The 17,676-nt window shown below is 70.2% G+C and carries 13 protein-coding genes and 1 pseudogene; 4 read left to right on the top strand and 10 right to left on the bottom strand.

The genetic code is table 11. From position 1 onward, the window contains the following. Positions 1-121: 121 nt before the first annotated feature. The 3 genes from ACFXC1_RS44380 to ACFXC1_RS44370 all read right to left on the bottom strand — a co-directional run bounded on the left by ACFXC1_RS44380 (position 122) and on the right by ACFXC1_RS44370 (position 4,928). Positions 122-1,645 carry a carotenoid oxygenase family protein gene (locus ACFXC1_RS44380; protein ID WP_381254295.1) on the bottom strand — a complete coding sequence of 508 codons (1,524 nt, stop codon included), beginning with the start codon at positions 1,643-1,645 and terminating at the stop codon, positions 122-124. A 46-nt stretch (positions 1,646-1,691) separates the two neighbouring features. Then, a complete protein-coding gene (locus tag ACFXC1_RS44375; RefSeq protein ID WP_381254292.1) occupies positions 1,692-3,155 on the bottom strand; it encodes a benzaldehyde dehydrogenase in 1,464 nt (487 codons plus the stop codon). A gap of 111 nt (positions 3,156-3,266) precedes the next feature. Next, positions 3,267-4,928, bottom strand: a complete 1,662-nt coding sequence (locus ACFXC1_RS44370; protein WP_381254289.1) for an MFS transporter — start codon at positions 4,926-4,928, stop codon at positions 3,267-3,269. Between the two features lie 222 nt (positions 4,929-5,150). Between ACFXC1_RS44370 and ACFXC1_RS44365 the strand changes: the two genes are divergently transcribed. The 4 genes and pseudogenes from ACFXC1_RS44365 to ACFXC1_RS44350 all read left to right on the top strand — a co-directional run bounded on the left by ACFXC1_RS44365 (position 5,151) and on the right by ACFXC1_RS44350 (position 9,050). After that, positions 5,151-5,645, top strand: a complete 495-nt coding sequence (locus ACFXC1_RS44365; protein WP_381254286.1) for a VOC family protein — start codon at positions 5,151-5,153, stop codon at positions 5,643-5,645. Further along, positions 5,530-7,365 carry a bifunctional 3-(3-hydroxy-phenyl)propionate/3-hydroxycinnamic acid hydroxylase gene (locus tag ACFXC1_RS44360; RefSeq protein ID WP_381254283.1) on the top strand — a complete coding sequence of 612 codons (1,836 nt, stop codon included), beginning with the start codon at positions 5,530-5,532 and terminating at the stop codon, positions 7,363-7,365. Before ACFXC1_RS44365 ends, ACFXC1_RS44360 begins: the two co-directional genes overlap by 116 nt. Beyond that, entirely contained in the window at positions 7,362-8,201 is an 840-nt protein-coding gene (locus ACFXC1_RS44355; RefSeq protein WP_381254280.1) for a fumarylacetoacetate hydrolase family protein, read from the top strand. Before ACFXC1_RS44360 ends, ACFXC1_RS44355 begins: the two co-directional genes overlap by 4 nt. A 64-nt stretch (positions 8,202-8,265) precedes the next feature. Further along, positions 8,266-9,050, top strand: a pseudogene (locus ACFXC1_RS44350) (IclR family transcriptional regulator). Between the two features lie 196 nt (positions 9,051-9,246). On the opposite strand, the gene ACFXC1_RS44340 reads toward ACFXC1_RS44350, so the two are convergent. From ACFXC1_RS44340 to ACFXC1_RS44310, 7 genes are all read right to left on the bottom strand, one after another. Then, complete coding sequence (locus ACFXC1_RS44340) at positions 9,247-9,771, bottom strand: alpha-L-rhamnosidase C-terminal domain-containing protein (protein WP_381254342.1); 525 nt, start codon at positions 9,769-9,771, stop codon at positions 9,247-9,249. A gap of 156 nt (positions 9,772-9,927) precedes the next feature. Next, positions 9,928-10,947 (bottom strand): NADPH:quinone reductase, encoded by a 1,020-nt coding sequence (locus ACFXC1_RS44335; protein WP_381254271.1) that lies wholly within the window; start codon positions 10,945-10,947, stop codon positions 9,928-9,930. Positions 10,948-11,048: 101 nt separating this feature from the next. Then, complete coding sequence (locus tag ACFXC1_RS44330; RefSeq protein WP_381254268.1) at positions 11,049-11,942, bottom strand: aldo/keto reductase; 894 nt, start codon at positions 11,940-11,942, stop codon at positions 11,049-11,051. Beyond that, positions 11,939-12,496 (bottom strand): TetR/AcrR family transcriptional regulator, encoded by a 558-nt coding sequence (locus ACFXC1_RS44325; RefSeq protein ID WP_381254266.1) that lies wholly within the window; start codon positions 12,494-12,496, stop codon positions 11,939-11,941. Before ACFXC1_RS44325 ends, ACFXC1_RS44330 begins: the two co-directional genes overlap by 4 nt. Before the next feature lie 140 nt (positions 12,497-12,636). After that, complete coding sequence (locus ACFXC1_RS44320) at positions 12,637-14,238, bottom strand: MDR family MFS transporter (RefSeq protein WP_381254264.1); 1,602 nt, start codon at positions 14,236-14,238, stop codon at positions 12,637-12,639. A gap of 85 nt (positions 14,239-14,323) precedes the next feature. After that, complete coding sequence (locus ACFXC1_RS44315; RefSeq protein ID WP_381254261.1) at positions 14,324-15,682, bottom strand: MFS transporter; 1,359 nt, start codon at positions 15,680-15,682, stop codon at positions 14,324-14,326. A gap of 438 nt (positions 15,683-16,120) precedes the next feature. Then, positions 16,121-17,431: an acyl-CoA dehydrogenase family protein gene (locus ACFXC1_RS44310; RefSeq protein ID WP_381254258.1), complete on the bottom strand. Its 1,311-nt coding sequence runs from the start codon at positions 17,429-17,431 to the stop codon at positions 16,121-16,123. Positions 17,432-17,676 lie beyond the last annotated feature (245 nt).

Here is a 17,676-nt window from a genome sequence, read left to right as displayed (position 1 = left end):
CCGACGGGCGAAGTGGCGCAGCCAGTTGGCCGACGGCGTCCTCCCCCGCCTGCCCGACAACCGCCGCACCGATAGAGGCCGGAACCGGAGTCAGCTGACAGACGGCTCCGACGCGGCGCTGCTATCGGTCGTCGCCGTGGTGGGCGGCGATGGCTCGATCGAGGGTGACGTGGTCGGCCCAGCTGCCGTGGAAGCCGAAGGGCACCCGGCTGGGGAGCTTGATGCGGGCCAGTGGGGTGCGGCGCAGGTCGGCGGCGTCGTGGATGAGCAGTTCGCTGAGGTTGGTGGTGCGGTTCCACCACAAGGTCAGCAGATAGCCGTCGTCCTCGCTGCGGGCATTCTCGCGGGCGACGAAGACCGGTTCGCCGGGGCTGGTCAGGTCGTCGGGGCCTTCGATGACGGTGGTGCTGGCGAGGAGGTAGTCGTGGCGGGCAAGTCCGTCGGACATGGTGTCGGCGGCCAGGCCGCGCGTGGTGACGAAGTAGCCATAGCGGTGCGGGCGACCGGTGTACGCGTCGTTGATCTTGGGGAACTCTCCGAAGATGCCGCTGATCATCTCCTCCGAGGCCCGTCCGGTCGCCAGGTCCACACGCCACCGGTAGGGCTGGGCCGGCGGGAACCACTCGTGGGAGCCCAGCGGTGTGGAGAGGCGGTCGGCGGGGTTTCCGAGCCGGCTGATGCGGTGCCCGTCGACGACCAGCTCGCCGTCGTGCTCGTAGGCGTTGAAGAAGTGGGTGTTGGCCCAGTGGCCGCCGAGCTCGTGCCAGGTGACCTCGTGGGTGTGACGGTTCATCAGAACGATCTGGACGCCGTGTTCGAGGACGCTCTCGTCCCAGACGACACCGGGCCTGTTCTCCATCACCAGGTCGAGGCGGAACTGGGCCGGAGTGACGAAGAAGACGGCGTAGGTGTCGCTCACCGCGAAGTCGTGCATGAGGACCGGCACACCGATGTCGAAGGAGTGCGAGTCGACGATCTCGGCCGTCTTCACGTCCGCGCGGTACCAGGTGATGGCCGGGCCGGTGGCGGCGAAGAACAGCATGTCGCCGGTGTCCGGGTCGGTCTTGTAGTGACCGGTGCACAGGACGTCGATGCCGCCGTGGAAGTCGTACGTGCCGATGGTGCGCAGGGTTTCGGGGTCCAGCGCGTGCGGCAGTCCGCCGTCGTAGTAGACGATCAGGTGGTCGTCGAAGAGGCCGGCGTTGATGTTGGCGACGTTCTTGGCGGGTGAGGCGCCCTCGGGCAGCCGGCCCGGGGTGCCGCCGTTGACGAAGCCGGTGTAGACCGCTTCCCCGGCCTCCACCTCGACCTTCATCGAGTCGGTCTCGACCCAGCGAGTGCGGTAGGCGGCCCGGCCCTCACGCAGGTAGACGCCGCACACCATGCCGTCTCCCTCCCACCAGTGGTAGCGGTCGGTGTCACGGGGCCGGAAGCGAGGGTTGGAGGAGACGCGGAACAGCGCGCCCGCGAGGTCGGGCGGTATCTCTCCGTCCACCTCCAGGTCGTATGCCTCGCTCTCCTCCGTCCAGGGAGCGAAGGGGCCGTTGAGGAACTTGTTGTCGGCGGACCAGTCGACTCCCATGGAGGCGGGTGCGACGGTCTGTCCGGTCTGCCGGGGGACGACGGTCATCGGGTTCGGGGGCATCGTTGCTCCTGAATCGGGTTGGGTGTGAGTGACGGAAGAGGCTCCGTCAGAAGGGGTAGTCGGGGAGTTCACCGCGGACGGTGACCCACTGCTGTTCGGTGAAGGCCTCGAGGTTGGCGGCGCTGCCGCCGTGCCGGGAGCCGGTACCGGAGTCGCCGACTCCGCCGAAGGGGATGAGTGGCTCGTCGTTGACGGTCTGGTCGTTGATGTGAACAAGGCCGCTGGGCACGCGCTCCGCCAGGGCGAGCCCCTTCATGACGTCCCGGGTCAGGACGCCCAGGGACAACCCGTACTCGGTCCCGGCGGCCAGACGGGCCGCCTCGTCCAGGTCGTGGAACGGGACGACGGGTGCCACGGGCCCGAAGATCTCCTGGGCGTAGGCGGGCGAGGTCAGCGGTACGTCGGTGAGCACGGTCGGCCGGTAGAACAGGTCCTGGTAGGTACCGCCCGCGGCCAGCCGGGCACCGGCCTCAACCGTCTCGGTGACGACGCGGTGGATGTTGTCGCGCTGGCCGGCGTCGATGATCGGTCCGAGGGCGACGTTCTCGCCGAGCGGGTCGCCGACCGGAAGGGCGTCGGCGTGCCGGGCGAGCAGCGCCGTGTACTCGTCGGCGACCGAGGCGTGGACGAGGTGGCGGCTGCTCGCCATGCAGATCTGACCGGCGTGGACGAAGGATCCCCAGGCGCCCACCGAGGCGGCCTTCTCCAGGTCGACGTCGTCCATGACGACGAGCGCGGAGTTCCCGCCCAGTTCCAGGTGGACCCGCTTGAGGTGCCGGGCCGCGGCGACGCCGATCGCGCGTCCGGCCCGGGTGGAGCCGGTGAACGCGATGACGGGTATCTGCGGGTGCTCGACGACGGCGGCTCCGACGTCCGCGCCGCCGGGCAGGACGTGCAGCAGACCAGGAGGCAGGCCCGCCTCCTCGAAGACCCGGGCGAAGACGACGCCGCCGCTGATCGCGGTGCGGGGGTCCGGCTTGAGGACGACCGCGTTACCGAGGGCGAGCGCCGGGGCGACCGCCCGCATGGCCAGCGTGATCGGCACGTTGAACGGAGCGATGACGCCGACCACCCCGACGGGCCTGCGGCGGGCGAACGACAGCCGCTCCTGCCCGGAGCGCAGCAGCTCACCGTAGGGCGCCCCGGCGAGGGCGGCGGCCTCGTGACACTCCTCCGCACCACCGCCGGCGACCTGTAGGGCGGCGAACGGCCGGATCGCACCGGACTCCCGGACCACCCAGGTCTCGATCTCCTGCTGATGTTCCTCGAACAGGCGCGCGGCGCGGCGCAGCACGGCGGCCCTGTCGGAGTACGGCCGAGCTGCCCACTCCCGCTGGGCCGGCACGGCCCGCTCCACCGCCTTGTCCACGTCGGCCGGTGTGGCGGAGCCGACGCGGCCCAAGGTCTTGCCGGTGGCGGGCTCGACGGCGTCGTACTCCTCGCCGGAGCCCTTGATCCACTCACCGGAGAAGAGGCCGCCTTCCCAGGTGCTGTTGTCCAGAAGCGTCATGGTGTCCCGATCCAGTCGCGCGTGATGGTGCGAACGTGATGCGTTGTGTCGCGAAGGTGGCGAGATGGCGTGATTCTCACCAGTGATTCAGGTTGGCTTGCGCACTGCGAGTCAGTTGCTGGGCAGCGCCTGGGCCTTCGGGGCTGCGGCGTCCACGGCTTCGGGTCTCACGGAGGTGTCGCCCGTTTCCTCATAGTCCAGGCCGACCGGCGCGCCTGCGGCGGCACTGCGCCGCAGAGCGAGCACGGCGATGAGTCCGGCCACCAGACTGGCACCGGCGCAGACGTACAGGCCGAGATCAAGGCCCTCTTCGACGGCCTGACGTGCCAGCGGGACCAGTGTGCGCGACAGTTCGCCCAGGTCTGCGTTGGCGACCGCGATCGCGCCCCCGTCCGCGTTGACGGCACTGGCGACGCCCTTGGCCTGGGCGGGCAGATCGGCGGTGCCGAGCTTCGTGGCGAGGGCGCTGGTCGCCGTACCGAGGGCGACGGCGCTGACGATCGCGGGGCCCAGCGCCTGCCCGGTCTCGCGAACCAGGCTGGTGACCGCGCTGGCCATACCGGCGTGCCGGATGTCGACGGTGCCGACCGCGACGGCCGTCAGCGCGGAGAACATCGTGATGAAGCCGACCCCGAGCAGCAGGATCGGTCCGGCCATCGACGGCAGATCGGTGGTGTCGCCCGCCAGCAGGGCCATCCAGATCTCACCCGCGGCGAGTGCGAGCAGACCGCCCACGAGCAGTACCCGGGGGTGCACGCGCTGCAGCAGTTTCGGCAGGACGGGGGTGAGCAGCAGGGGGACCGCCTGGATGAGCGCGAAGGGCAGAGCGGCCTTGAGCGGGGAGAGGTGGTAGACGGTCTCCAGCTTGATGCTCAGCGCGTAGGCGGTGCCGATGAAGCCGAACATGGCGAGCAGTCCGATGGCGGCGGCCGCGGCGAAGGAGGGGATACGGAAGAGTTCCAGCCGCAGCATCGGCGTCCGCGACTTCCGCTCCGCGACGAGGAATCCCACGAAGGCGGCGAGGGCGACGGCGAAGGCGAGCACGATGTGCGCCGAGGTGTAGCCGTCGTTGGCGCCCTCGATGACGGCGTAGAGCAGCGCCAGCAGGGACACGGCGACCGTGAGCTGGCCCGGCCAGTCGAGTCCGCGCCCGGCCGGCTCGCGGGAGTCGACGATCCAGCGGGCGCTGACGGCTGCGGTGACCAGGCCGAGTACCGCGAGCGGCACATAGGCCCAGTGCCAGTCGGTGTGCTCAGCGGTGAACCCGCTGATCAGCGGCCCGATCATGGCGCCGAACGCCAGACTGAGGGCCCAGTACGACAGGGCCCGGGCGCGGGCCGCGGGCTCCGGGGTCCCCGCGACGACAACCGCCAGTGACGAGGGGAAGACCGCGGCGGCTCCGAGTCCGGCGATCGCCTGGCCGGCGATGAGCTGGGTCAGCGAGCCCGAGGTGGCGACGATCAGACAGCCGACCGTGATCAGCAGTCCGCCCAGAACGAGGAGCCGCTTGCGTCCGAAGAGGTCGCCGAGGACGCCGAAGTTCAGCTCCAGGATGGCCGTCGGCAGGATGAACGCCGCCGGGATCCAGGCGAGCGCGGCGGCCGACGCCCCGAAGTCCCGCTGGATCACTCCGATGATCGGGGACGCGAGCGGGATGCCGATCTGGGCCGCACAGATGGCCAGACAGGCGGCGATCAGGGTGGCGCGGCCCAGTGGCGATGGGCCGTCGGCGGCGGCCGGGGCAGCGGCTCTCCCGGCATCGGAACGAGTCATGGGGTTGCCTCCAGTAGCGGCGCGGGCGGTCCCCAGTGGCTCAGCGAAGCCAGGGCGACTGTCCCGCATATTCGGACCTTTGTTTCGTAGAACAGGACGCTGCACCTGCACTGCTTGAATCGTCAAGGGGCGGGAGCCGAGTAATTTCCTGTTGACGTCGAGACACCCGGCGCCCTAGTGTCCTGTTACACGAAACTGGCATCCTGATTAAGGAGACACGGCATGGCCATTACGGGACTTGGTCACACCGGCTTCTGGGTCGACGACCTGGAGACGATGCGCGACTTCTACTCACGCGTCCTGGGACTGACCGTCACCGACGAGGACGAGGAGCGGGGCATCGTGTTCTTCTCCTCGCGCCCCGAGCTGGAGCATCACGAGTTCGTCCTCCAGCGGGGCCGCACCGCCCCTCCCGGCGCCAAGCTCACCCACCAGGTGTCGTGGCGCGTCGACTCCCTCGAGACGATCATCGACTTCCACCACCGGTTCCACGCCGAAGGGATCGAGGTCCAGCAGGAAGTGACCCACGGCAACGCGATCGGGATCTACTTCTTCGACCCCGAGGGCAACCGCAACGAGGTCTACCTGCGCATCGAGCGCGATGTGCGCCAGCCCTTCCGCAAGACCATCGACCTCGACCAGGACCCGGCGGACGTGCTCGCCGAGGCCCAACGGCTGCTGGCCGAGGGCGGCCCCGCCTACCAGCCGGTCCAGTAGTCAACGGTCCGACGACGGAAGGCCCTTCATGACGCACCCACCACCGGCGACGTGGCCCCACGTGCTCATCGTCGGCGCCGGCCCGACCGGGCTGACGGCCGCGCATCTCCTGGGCTCGCGGGGCGTACGGGTGCTGCTGGTGGAACGCAACGCCACCACCAGCGACGACGCCAAGGCGATCAGCCTCGACGACGAGTCGCTGCGCACGCTCCAGTCCGCCGACGGTCTCGACGAAGCGGTGTACCCCATCCTCGTGCCGGGCACCGGGACGAAGTACTTCGGCATTGGTGGTCGGACTCTCGTGCACGCCCGAGGCACCGGCGACCAGCGCTTCGGCCATCCGTTCAAGAACCCCTTCGCCCAGCCCGACCTGGAGCGCGTGCTGCGTGAGCAACTGCGCCGCCACCCCAGCGTCGACATCCGCTTCGACACCCGGCTGACGGCCCTCCTCACCCAACACCCCGACCGGGTGCGCGCGTCGTTGCGAACAGGCGGCCAGGACGGGCCGGTCGAGGAACTGGACGTCCGTTACGTCCTCGGCTGCGACGGCGGCCGCAGCACCGTACGCGACCTGCTGTCCATCCCCATGCAAGGGCGAAGCTTCCCGGACGTGTGGCTGGTGGTCGACACCCTCCAGGACACACACGACCAGCGCTACGGCATGCACCACGGCGACCCGGAGCGACCCGTCGTCATCGTTCCCGGGCGGGAGGGCCGTTGCCGCTACGAGTTCCGCCTGAAGCCGGGTGAGTGCGATGCGGGCGCCCCTCCCCCTTTCACACTGGTGCGCCAACTCCTGCGGCCGTACCGGGAGATCACGGCAGCGCAGGTCGAACGCGCGGTCGCCTACAGCTTCCACGCACTGCTGGCCGACCGCCTGCGCGACGGCCGCTGCTTCCTGCTCGGCGACGCCGCGCACATGATGCCGCCGTTCGCCGGGCAGGGCCTCAACTCCGGTGTCCGGGACGCGGCCAACCTGTGCTGGAAGGTCGCCGAGGTCATGGTGGGACGGGCCGGCGACGCGCTGCTCGACACCTACGACACCGAACGGCGCCCCCACGCCCGGGCCGTGATCGACCTCTCCGTACGGCTCGGCCGGATCGTCATGACCACCAGCCGCCCCCGCGCCCTGCTCCGCGATGTGCTGGTGCGCACGGCCATGCGCATCCCGCCGGGACGCCGCTATCTCACCGAGATGCGCTACCGCCCCGACGCCCGGGTACGGGTGGGCGCCGTCGTCCCGTCCGACTGCCGGGGACGTGAGCTCGTCGGCGCGATGCTGCCACAGCCCCGTGTGCTGCACGGACCGCACCACCGTCCCACCCGGCTCGACTCCGTCCTCGGACAGGGCTGGAGCCTGCTCGGGATCGATGTGACCGACGCCGACTGGGCCGCCGCCGCACGGGGCGGCCTCCCGGAGTCCGCCGCGGTGGACGTCTTCCTGGACGACCACGCACCGCGTGACCGTGCCGGCCGGACGGGGATCGCCGACGCCGACGGCCGGCTGGACGCCCTCTTCACCCGACTGACGGGATGCTTCGTGCTCGTGCGTCCCGACCGTCTGGTGGCCGCCGTGTTCACCCCCGACCAGGCCGAATGCGTCGGCGGCGAGCTCGGTCGCTTCAGCGCCGACGGCCCGACCGTGCCCGGCATGCCGTCCGCACCCGCCCCCGAGCCGGTCCCCGAGATCCAGCACGAATCCCCAGGAGTACCCCGATGAGACTCAGCACCGTCCGTGTCGCCGACCACCGGACCGCCGCCGCCCGGCAGGAAGGCGACGAACTGGTACTGCTGCCGTACTCCGACATCCGCGCCCTGCTCGCCTCCGGCGACGACTGGCAGGAACGGGCCGGCTCAGCGGACGGCGAACGCCTGCCCCTGACCGAGGCGTCCTTGGCCCCGCTCGTCCCCCACCCCAACAAGATCATCTGCCTGGGCCTCAACTACGCCACCCACATCAAGGAGATGGGCCGCCCGACCCCCGCGCATCCGACCCTGTTCGCCAAGTTCGACGGTTCCCTGATCGGCGCGCACGACGACATCCACATGCCGCCGATCAGTGACGACCTCGACTGGGAGGCCGAATTGGGGGTCGTCGTCGGACGCCCCGGCCGCAATGTGCCGCGTGAGCGGGCCCTGGATCACGTCGCCGGCTACACCGTCGCCAACGATGTCACCGTACGAGACTGGCAGCACCGCACCCGCGAGTTCCTCTCCGGCAAGACCTTCGAGGCCACCACTCCGGTCGGGCCCGCTCTCGTCACCCCCGACGAACTCCCTCCCGGCGCCTCGGAACTGACCATCTCCTGCAGCGTCGACGGCCACACCATGCAGAAGTCCAACACCGCCGACCTGCTCTTCGACGTGGCCCACACCATCGCCTACATCAGCACCATCATCACGCTGCTGCCCGGCGACCTGATCCTCACCGGGACCCCGGGAGGAGTGGGCGCGGGCCGCGACCCGAAGGTGTTTCTGCGGCCGGGGCAGGAACTCGTCACCACGGTCGAGGGCATCGGAGAACTGCGCAACACCGTCGTCAAGGACCGGCTGTAGACAGGACAAGCGGGCAGCCGGGCGCGGCCTCCCCGGCCCTGACCCGCCCGCAACAGTGTCTCGCATGTCAGGAAATACGTCCTCCAACTACCGTGACCGCAACTCCACGGCCGACGGCGCGCTCGACATCCTGACCGTGTTCGACGACATCCACCTCGTAGTCTCCGGATCCGCTGTCGCCGAGCGGCTCGGCGTGGCACGCTCCACCGCCTACCGTTACCTGCAGAGCCTCGTCGCCGGGCGCTTCCTCGAAGAAGCTCCCGGCGGCGGCTTCCGGCTCGGCCTGCGCGTACTGGAGATCGCCCGGCTGGCCCGCCGCAGCTACGGCCTGTCCGAGGTCGCGCTGCCGTCGATACAGGCGCTCGCCGAGGACGTGCACGAGGCCGTGCTGCTGACCCGGCGCACCGGGAACCTCGTGGTCTGCGTGGACCGCGCGGAGACCACCCGCGCCGTACGAATCTCCTACGAGCGCGGCAGCGCCCTGCCGATCAACGCCGGCGCCTCCGCCCTCGTTCTGCTCGCCTGGAGCCCGGACGACGAGGCCCGCCGGCTGTTGGAGGCCGCGAGCTGCGGCGCTTCACCCCGGCCACCCTCACCGACGTCGACGCCCTGATGGAACGCCTGGCCCGGATCCGCCGCCTCGGTTACTCCGTCACCCGCGGCGAACTCGACTCCGACGTGGTGGGCATCTCCGCACCGATCCGGGACGCCGACAAGCAGGTGGTCGCGGCGGTCGGCATCGCCGCCCTCGCCTCCCGGATCCGCCCGGAGGCCGAAACGGAGATCGCCCGGAAGGTACTCGCCACAGCAGGCGAGATCAGCCACCGGATGGCGGTCGTGGCGGGATGACCTCACCGACGGACAACCTGACCGCGTCGGAGGAATCCCCGCCACGACGTCTCCTGCCCGCGCCGGAGCAGCGCGCGAGACGGCCTCGACGGCGTTCATAGGGAGGGCTCCCACGCCGTTGCGGCAGGCAACGAGGGATCGTGCCTGACGTCGTGGAGCAGACGGGATGTGCCGCCAGGCCCTGGGAACGCGCCCGTCAGGCGCGGTCCTCAAGCTCGGCGAACCTCGCTTCCAGGTCGGAAAGGAAGGTCTCGCCGTCGGGGATCATCCCCGCGATCGCCCGCACGGTGGTGCCGGCCGGAGCGCCCGACCCGCTGTCGATGAAGGCGGCGGCCTCCGGGATGTACGCGATCAGCAGGTCCTTGAAGGCGCGGGCGGCTTCCTCGCGGTCCAGCAGGGCGTCGATGCTCATGTCCACGGACAGCGGGGTCCGTTCGGCGTCGGCGGACACGTAGGGAACCGTCCAGCTGTACCGGCCCGATCCGACCTCGACGGCGTCGCCGCCGCTTCCCGGCAGGACGACCTCGGCGCTCGTGTTCGGCGGCACGAGTGCCTCGACCGTCAGCTCCGTCCCGGCCAGGATCCAGGACACCTCCGCAAGTCCGTACGGCGTGCGCAGTCTCGCCCTCGCGTGGGCGAGGCCGCCGCCCGGTCGCGGCTTCACCCGCAGGCGGCGGTAGCCGGGTGCGGCGGGGGCGAGTCCGGCGACCGTGCCGTGCAGCCAGTCGGCGACGGCGCCCAGGGCCTAGCGGTTGAAGGAGGTCATCCCGCTCGGGTTGACCGTCCCGTCGGGCAGCAGACTGTCCCAGCGCTCCCAGATGGTGGTCGGGCGGCGTTTTCGGAGGGTCCCAGCAACACCCGGCCGACAGGCCAGGCATCACGACACGACGTCCACCAAGACCTTGCCGACTGTGCCGTTCTCCACCGCCCGGTGCGCGTCGGCGGTGCGGTCGAGGGGAAAGCGGACCAGCGGCAGGCCGTGCTCCTCGCCGACGGGCAGGGCGCCGTCACGGACCGCGGCGGCGACGTCCTCGGCGGCCGCGGCGCGCGCCTGCGGTCCGGCCGTGTAGAGCACCAGGAATTGGAAGCGCGTGTTGAGCACCATGTTCTGCAGCACGTTCAACTCGACGGGCTTGCCACCGTCGTTGGCGTAGGTGGCGATCGTGCCGCGGGTCCGCAGCACGGCCAGGTCCAGTGCGAGGTTCGCGCCCAGCGCCACTTCGGCAACGATGTCGACACCGTCCGGGGCGGCCTTGCGGATCTCGGCGGCCGGGTCGACGCCGCGATAGTTGATCACATGATGGGCCCCTGCCGCGGTGGCCAGCCGGGCCTTCTCCGGGCCGCTGACCGTGGTGATCACGGTGGCACCGGCCCATCGGGCGAGCTGGATCACCGCGTGCCCTACCGCCCCGGCCCCACCTGCGGCGAGCACCACCTGGCCGTGGAGAACCCCGGGCCGCAGACGGCGCGGCCCGTCCTCGGCGACGGTGAGCGCGCGGTGCGCGGTGAGCGCGGGGACGCCGAGTGAGGCACCGACATCGAACCCGATGTCGTCAGGCAGCGGCACGGCCAGGTCGGCGGGCACGACGGTGAACTCGGCGGCGGTACCGGTGGGTCGACCCGCGGCGGCCATGAACAGCCAGACCCGCTGGCCGACCCGGCTCTGATCGACCCCCTCTCCGACGGCGTCGATCGTGCCCGCGCCGTCGAGGTGCGGGGTGACCTCGGAGAAGTGCTTGGGGTGGGCGGGGCCGGAACGGGCCTGCCAGTCGGTCGGGTTGACTCCCGACACGGCGACACGCACGCGCACCTCTCCGGGGCCCGGCGTGGGGAGGTCACGGTCGACGAGCCGAAGAACGTCGGGGCCGCCGTTGTCGCTGTAGATGATGGCTTTCATGATCCGTCCTTGGAGCCGGTGAAGAAGGGCGTTCCGGCAGGGCCGGGCGTTCGGTCGAGGTGTCCGGCGTGTGGTCACGACCCGGGTCGTGTTGGTTCCGGTCAGCCGATGGGGACGTCGTTGGAGCGGGACTCGACGGCATCGAGGGTGGCCAGCGCCGCGGTGTCCAGGGTGATCTCGCCGACCGCCATGTTGGCCTGGAGGTGGGCGACGTCGGCGGTGCCGGGGATGAGCAGCGCGTTCGGGGCGTGGTGCAGCAGCCAGGCGAGGCCGACCTGGGAGGCCGTGGCCCCCAGGGACTCGGCCACGGCCTGCACCGCCGGCTCGTCGGTCACTTTGGGCAAACCTGGAAAGGCTCCGCCGAGCGGGAAGAACGGCACCCAGGCGATGCCCTGGGCCGCGCACAGTTCGAGGATGTCCTCGTCGTCGCGCGAGACGAGACTGTAGGCGTTCTGCACGCAGGCGATACCGGCCGGCAGGGCACGGCGAAGCCCGTCGAGGGTGACGCTGCTCAGGCCGATCGCGCCGATCTTGCCTTCGTCGCGCAGGGCGGTCATCACCGCGAGCTGGTCGTCGAGGTCGACCACTTGGTCGCCTTCCGGACGCAGTCCGGGGCCGGAGTCCAGGCGGCGGAGGTTGACCACCGGCAGCCGGTCGACGCCGAGGCTGCGCAGGTTGTCCTCGACACTCGCGCGCAACTGCTCGGGCCGCTGCGCCAAACGCAACGGCGGGCTCCCGCCGGGGTTGGGGTCGGCGCCGACCTTCGTGACCACAAGGACGCCGTCCTCGGGGCGCAGGACTTCGCGGATCACGTCGTTGGCGAACCCGAAGCCGTAGAACTCGGCGGTGTCGACATGGCCGACGCCCATCTCGACCGCGCGGCGCAGCAGCGCGACGGCCTCGCCGCGGCGGTCGTGCAGGCGCTCGAGCTGCAACGCGCCATAGCCGATCCGGAACACGGTCCGGCCGGCGAACGAAGCGGTCGGGGTGGTCATGACGCTGTCTCCTCGGGCGGTGACTGCAAGGCGGTGTACAGCAGTTGGGCCTGATAGAGCGCCATCACCCGGTGGGCGATCGGGGCGGCGCTCTCCCGGGCCCGGTCCGGTTCGTGGTGTTCGACCTTGACCAGCCATGCCGTGACGCAGTCGTGCAGCATCGCGCGCATCCGCTCGGTCATGTCGACGACGATGCCGCGGATGGCCGGGTTGGTGGTCGCCTCGCCCCAGGTCTGCACGCCGACCCTGGCGGCCACGGGGTCGATCGCGGCGGTCAGCCGGCCGAGCAGGTCGTCGGGGTCGGGCGGGACGTCGCTCGCGGCGTACTCGCTGAGGACCTTGGCGCGCTCGGCGAGCACCTCGCGGGCGGAGGACTGCACCAGGTCGGCCTTGTCGCGGTAGTGGGCGTAGATGGAGCCGGCCGAGAGACCGGACTCGGCGGTGATGTCGGCGATCGAGGTCCGCTCCAGACCGTTGCGGCCGAAGCAGCGCAAGGCGGCCTCCGTGATCTGAGCACGCCTCAGTTCCTTGCGCGCTTCGGTGAGCCGGGGCATGACGAACCTCCCTCAAAAAGAATGGCCGTACTGCTTGCTGAACTGTACAAGCATAACGGCCGCTCTTTTTACGCTGGCAGCTCATCGCGTCGTACGCCGTCCGGCCGCGGCGAAAGCTCGATGACGTGTCGCCCTTCCGCTCAACTCGCTTTCATCTGAGGCCCGTTGGACGCACTCCCCGGCGCCACCGTGCCCGGCCCGTCGGCGCCGTCCCCCGCGAGTCCCTTCTCGGGAAGGACGACGGCCAGCACGACACCGACGAGGAACAGCGGGACCAGGTAGGCGAAGACCGGGGTCAGGGCATGCTGGTAGGCCGCGACCACGGCGTCCTGGAGCCGAGCCGGCAGGGCATGGACGAGTGCGGGAGTCAGGGAGTCCGTGTCGCCGACCGTCTTGAGGCCGGCCGAGGACAGCCGGCTGTCGAGCTGGTCGGCCAGCCGGCTGGTGAAGATCGCGCCGACCGCTGCGGTCCCGACCGTCGCGCCGATCTCGCGGAAGAAGTTGTTGGCGGAGGTCGCGGTGCCCACGTCCTCGGCGGCGAAGGCATTCTGGACGGCCAGGACGAGGGTCTGCGACATGAGCCCGATACCCACGCCCATCAGGAAGAGGTACCCGCACAGCAGGGCGAGCGGGGTGTCCACCTCGATGGTGGAGAGCATCAGGGCTGTTGCGGCGATGACGAGCGAGCCGGCGATCGGATAGATCCGGTAGCGGCCGGTCCGGCTCATCCGCAGGCCGACGGGCAGGCTCGCGCCCATCAGGCCGACCACCATCGGCAGCAGCAACCAGCCGGACTGCGCGGCGGTGACGCCGTAGACCATCTGCAAGTAGGTGGGCATGTAGCTGACGACCGCGAACATGCCGACACCGGTCACGATCATGCCGATCAGGGTGGCGATGTCGAAGATGGAACTGCGGAACAGGCGCAGCGGGATGATCGGTTCGGCCACTCGGCTCTGCGAGTAGAAGAACAGGACCCAGGTTCCCGCGCCCGCGCCGATCAGGCCGAGGACGAGCGGGTCGCTCCAGGCGTGGTCGGTGCCGCCCCAGTCCGCGACCAGCACGGTGCAGGTGACGGCCGCCGTCATGAGGGTGATGCCGATGTAGTCGATCGTGGCCTTGAGCGCCTTGCGCGGCAGGTGCAGCGCGACGGCACACACGGCGAGTGCGAGCAGGCCGACCGGCAGGTTGATCCAGAAGCACCAGCGCCAGCCGATGCTGTCGGTGAACCAACCGCCCAGCAGCGGGCCGACGACCGCTGAGAATCCGAAGATGACGCCGATCGGAGCCATGTACTTCGCACGCCGGCGTGGCGGCACCAGGTCGGCGACGATCGCCTGCGAGGTGATCATCAGTCCGCCGCCGCCCAGGCCCTGGACGGCCCGGCCGATGATCAGCATCGCCATGTCCTGAGCGGACCCGGCGATCGCGGAGCCCGCCAGGAAGAGGATGATTCCGCCGAGGTAGAGCCTCCTGCGGCCGAGCAGATCACCGAGGCGTCCGTACACGGGCATCACCACCGTGGCGGCGAGGATGTACGCCGTGGTCACCCACGCCATGTGTGTCACACCGTGCAGTTCGCCCACGACGGTGGGCAGCGCGGTGCTGACGATGGTCTGGTCGAGTGAGGCGAGCAGCATCACCGCCATCAGGCCGGCGTATATGAGTCCGAACCGGCTCCGACCATCGGAGGAGTACCGCTTTTCCTCCGGTGAGCGCGCCACAGAGAGGAAGTCACTCATCGGTTCTCCGGGGTGGGGAGGGCGAACAGGTTTCGGGGCCTGATGACTGACAGGGCATCAGGCCGCCAGGGGGAGCCACACGCCGTCATGCCAGCTCGACGGTGTTGTCGGGAAACTTCCCGATCGTCCACGGTGCCGGGAATTTGGGCAGTGCCGCCGCCAAGGCGACGGCGACCATCGTCAGGGCGGTGAGTGTCAGGACCGGCACGGTGTAGCTTCCGGTCGCAGTCTGCACCGCGCTGACCAGGAACGGCGAGATACCGAGTGACAGGGTGGAGATGGCCAGCGTCAGTCCCTGCAGTTGCGCGAACGAGGCGAGGCCGAAGTACCGCGCGATGAGGTAGGGACCGAGCGACGACTCGGCTCCGGTGGCGAAGCCGAGGAGGATCATCGCGATGAACAGCAGGGGCGCCGAACCGTGGTTCACGAGTGCGATCAGAAGCCCGACCGGCACCGCCGCGAGCATCGGGACGACCACTCGGGGTCGGTCGGTCCGGTCCAGGACCATCCCACCGGCGAGAAGGCCGACGACCGACGCGGCGAACAGCGCGGACAAGGACAGCGAGACCGTCGCCTCGTCGAATCCTCGCTCGCTGAAGAAGTCGACCGCGTTCTGCCGCACGGTCATCGGGCCGGCCGCCGCGAAGGCGAGGGAGACCGTGATGGATATCCAGATCCGCGTCCGGACCGCCTTGCGCAGCGGGATGCCCGGCAGGCGGGGCAGCTCGACTCCAGGTCCCTTCACCGGAGGTCCCACCGGCTCCCGCAGCTCCGTCGGCTCCGTCGGCTCCGAGATGAGGAGGACGGCCGTCGGGATCGCCACGAGGGCGATCACCGCACCCACGATGAGGTAGGTGCCCTTCCACCCGAGACCCGCGCTGCCGCTGATCAGCCACTGGAACACCGGCGAGAGCACGGCGGCGGCCACGCTGGAGGCGATCCCGATGAGGGCGAATCCGACGCCCTTGTGCTGCGGCAGCCAGGTCGAGACGACTTTGAAGACGACGGCCAGGCTCGACATGAAGCCGAACACGGCCGCCAGGATCAGCACGATCGCCAACAGGGGGACGCTGAACCCGCACAGCGGTATGAGAGCGGTCATCGCGGCATAGAGGACGGCGGAGGGAATCGCGACCCTGCGTGCCCCCAGTCGATCCACCCAACGGCCCGCGAACGGCAGGACGATCGGGCCGATGAACAGTGGGAGCGAGACGAACAGAAGAATGCCGGCGGCTTTGGCGGTGCCCGTGTCGTGGGAGAACGACGGCACGATGAACGTGGTCATCGCGGAGAGTCCGGAGGGACTCACCAGAATGAGGAGCAGACAGCCGGCCAGCGCGGCCCTGGCGCCCGGCGGTGCCTTCCAAAGGTCGGCGAGGTAGGACTTCCAGCCTTCGTCGGACGAGGACGGGACGGTATCGCCCGTCGGCACGGAAGTGGTCATGGGAAAGCCTCCGTTACGGATGCGCCGCGGCCTCATTGGCGCGGCGAGCTATTCAGAGGGCGGCTCAATCGGTCATGGGCTGGTGTGGCGCTGCGGAACTCTTCGTTCCTGGCCTGCTGCGAGAGCTGTTCCGGTGATGGGTGCATTGGGCGGCCGTGTTCTTCGCCCGGGATGCGGCCGGTGTCAACTGCGGCCTCGCGCGGGCCCGTTGGGCCCGGCCGCGCACCGGCACCGAACCGGCTGGAACGGTGCCCGGGTCTGTGCCGGTGCACGGCCTCGTCCTGGATCAGGCCGCAGGCGGGGAGCCGGGTCAAGGGCTCCCCCGACTGGCGGTGTCACCGCGCATCCGCCCCTGGATGCGCGGAGTCCTCCGAGCATCCGTAGCGCTGCTGTCGGACCTTCGGGAGCACCGCTGCCCGGCTCCCCGAGGCGATCGGCTCACGCGGAGCGCGGCACCGGGCCCGGGAAGTCGCCGCGGGCCGCGGGCGGGGGCAGCTTCCCGGGAGGGGGCGAACTGAGGGCGGCCATCATCGGGAACGGCTCCAACCCGAAGATGTCCCGCCCGTTGATCTCGGCCATCGGGTCGATACGGAACGCGCCGTGGGTCGCCAGCACGTGCACGTCCCGCACGAAACGCTGGATCGGGTTGGCCAGGCCGACGGTCGAGGAACCGAGTGCCAGCTGCAGCCCGTCGATCACCTGGAGACAGGCGTGGATCTGATGGACGAGGTCCATCGTGATCTCCGGCTCGTCCCACGGGTGGAAGTCCTCGCCCGCCAGCGCACGCCGGTCGACCTCGTCCGCCTGCCGCTCGATGACCGCGGCAGCCGCGTTGATGACGGCCCGCGCCTTGCCGGCCACGACCTGCGTCGAGGCCATGTCGGCCATGTTCGGATACGGCAGATTGAACGGCGGCCGCTTTTTGGCCTGCTCGACGAAGGCGGCGAGCGCGCCCTCGGCCATGCCCAGGGCGAGTGCCGCGAAGGCCGTCGTCGTGGCGACCATGGTTCCGGTCGCGGAGTGCATGAATCCGAGTCCCTGGTACTTGCCGCGCAGGGCGTCCATGCGAGCGGGCATGTCCATGGTGTGGATGACCCGGTACTCGGGGACGAACACCTCCTCGTCGGCCCGCACGCTGTTGCTCGACGTGGCGCTCAGGCCCATGACCTGCCAGTCGTCGACGATCGTGTACTGGTCCTGGGTGAGGAGTCCCATCGCGCGACGCCGTTCTCCGGTGTCGGGGTCGTCGTACTCGAATCCGACCGACCCCCACTTCGCGATCTTGCAGCTGCTGCCGAACGCCCATCGGCCCTTCACCATCCAGCCGCCCTCGACCCTGCGCCCGTCGCCGACCTTCGGCGCGAAGACGGTGGCGCCGAAGATGAGCGGTCCCTGCCAGGTGTCGATGTCGGCGAAGACCTCGTTCTTCACCTGGTCACCGAGGGCGAGGGCGCCTCGGGCGGCGCTGGAGACGATCACCGTCCAGCCGGCCGACGCGTCGACCCGTCCCAGTTCACGCACGACCTCAGCAGTGTCGCGTGCGCCGAGTGCGAACCCGCCAAGTTCTACCGGGACGGTGATACGGAACACCCCTATCTCATGCAGCACCGAGACCGTCTCAGGGGTGAGAGCGCCCAGCAACTCCCCCTCCCGGGCGCGTTCGGCGAGGCCGGGCGCCGCAGCACGCACCGCGTCCCGCATGCGCCGACCCTCCTCACTCAGATAGGACGACTCGGGAAACCTGCTCACTTTGGGCAACGTCATGGTCATCTCGTGCTCTTTCTTCATCCTTGGGGCATCGCGGAGGCGTTCATCACCGCGCACGGGCGGCGGATGGCGATGCGGGGTCGGGGGCGCCTCGGTTCGGCGGAGTCGATCGCCGGTCGGGGGGGGGGGGGGCGCCTGCCTGAAGTAGGGCGGGCCCTTGCCGCGGGAGACGGGGGCGGGCGGGCGCCCGCCCGGGACCGCCGCGGGGGGGCGCCCCGGGCGGGCGG

Origin of the sequence: Streptomyces hokutonensis, from assembly GCF_042751305.1 — a bacterium.
GTDB classification, from domain to species: Bacteria; Actinomycetota; Actinomycetes; order Streptomycetales; family Streptomycetaceae; genus Streptomyces; species Streptomyces hokutonensis_A.
The sequence above is the reverse complement of the archived record's forward strand: the minus strand, read 5'-3'. Positions and strand labels throughout refer to the sequence as shown.

What these genes read in the sequence shown, in the direction of transcription:
- ACFXC1_RS44380 (WP_381254295.1), bottom strand. Translation starts at nt 1,645, where the DNA reads ATGCCCCCGAACCCGATGACCGTCGTCCCCCGGCAGACCGGACAGACC.
- ACFXC1_RS44320 (WP_381254264.1), bottom strand. Translation starts at nt 14,238, where the DNA reads ATGAGTGACTTCCTCTCTGTGGCGCGCTCACCGGAGGAAAAGCGGTAC.
- ACFXC1_RS44370 (WP_381254289.1), bottom strand. Translation starts at nt 4,928, where the DNA reads ATGACTCGTTCCGATGCCGGGAGAGCCGCTGCCCCGGCCGCCGCCGAC.
- ACFXC1_RS44315 (WP_381254261.1), bottom strand. Translation starts at nt 15,682, where the DNA reads ATGACCACTTCCGTGCCGACGGGCGATACCGTCCCGTCCTCGTCCGAC.
- ACFXC1_RS44355 (WP_381254280.1), top strand. Translation starts at nt 7,362, where the DNA reads ATGAGACTCAGCACCGTCCGTGTCGCCGACCACCGGACCGCCGCCGCC.
- ACFXC1_RS44360 (WP_381254283.1), top strand. Translation starts at nt 5,530, where the DNA reads ATGTGCGCCAGCCCTTCCGCAAGACCATCGACCTCGACCAGGACCCGG.
- ACFXC1_RS44325 (WP_381254266.1), bottom strand. Translation starts at nt 12,496, where the DNA reads ATGCCCCGGCTCACCGAAGCGCGCAAGGAACTGAGGCGTGCTCAGATC.
- ACFXC1_RS44365 (WP_381254286.1), top strand. Translation starts at nt 5,151, where the DNA reads ATGGCCATTACGGGACTTGGTCACACCGGCTTCTGGGTCGACGACCTG.
- ACFXC1_RS44335 (WP_381254271.1), bottom strand. Translation starts at nt 10,947, where the DNA reads ATGAAAGCCATCATCTACAGCGACAACGGCGGCCCCGACGTTCTTCGG.
- ACFXC1_RS44375 (WP_381254292.1), bottom strand. Translation starts at nt 3,155, where the DNA reads ATGACGCTTCTGGACAACAGCACCTGGGAAGGCGGCCTCTTCTCCGGT.
- ACFXC1_RS44330 (WP_381254268.1), bottom strand. Translation starts at nt 11,942, where the DNA reads ATGACCACCCCGACCGCTTCGTTCGCCGGCCGGACCGTGTTCCGGATC.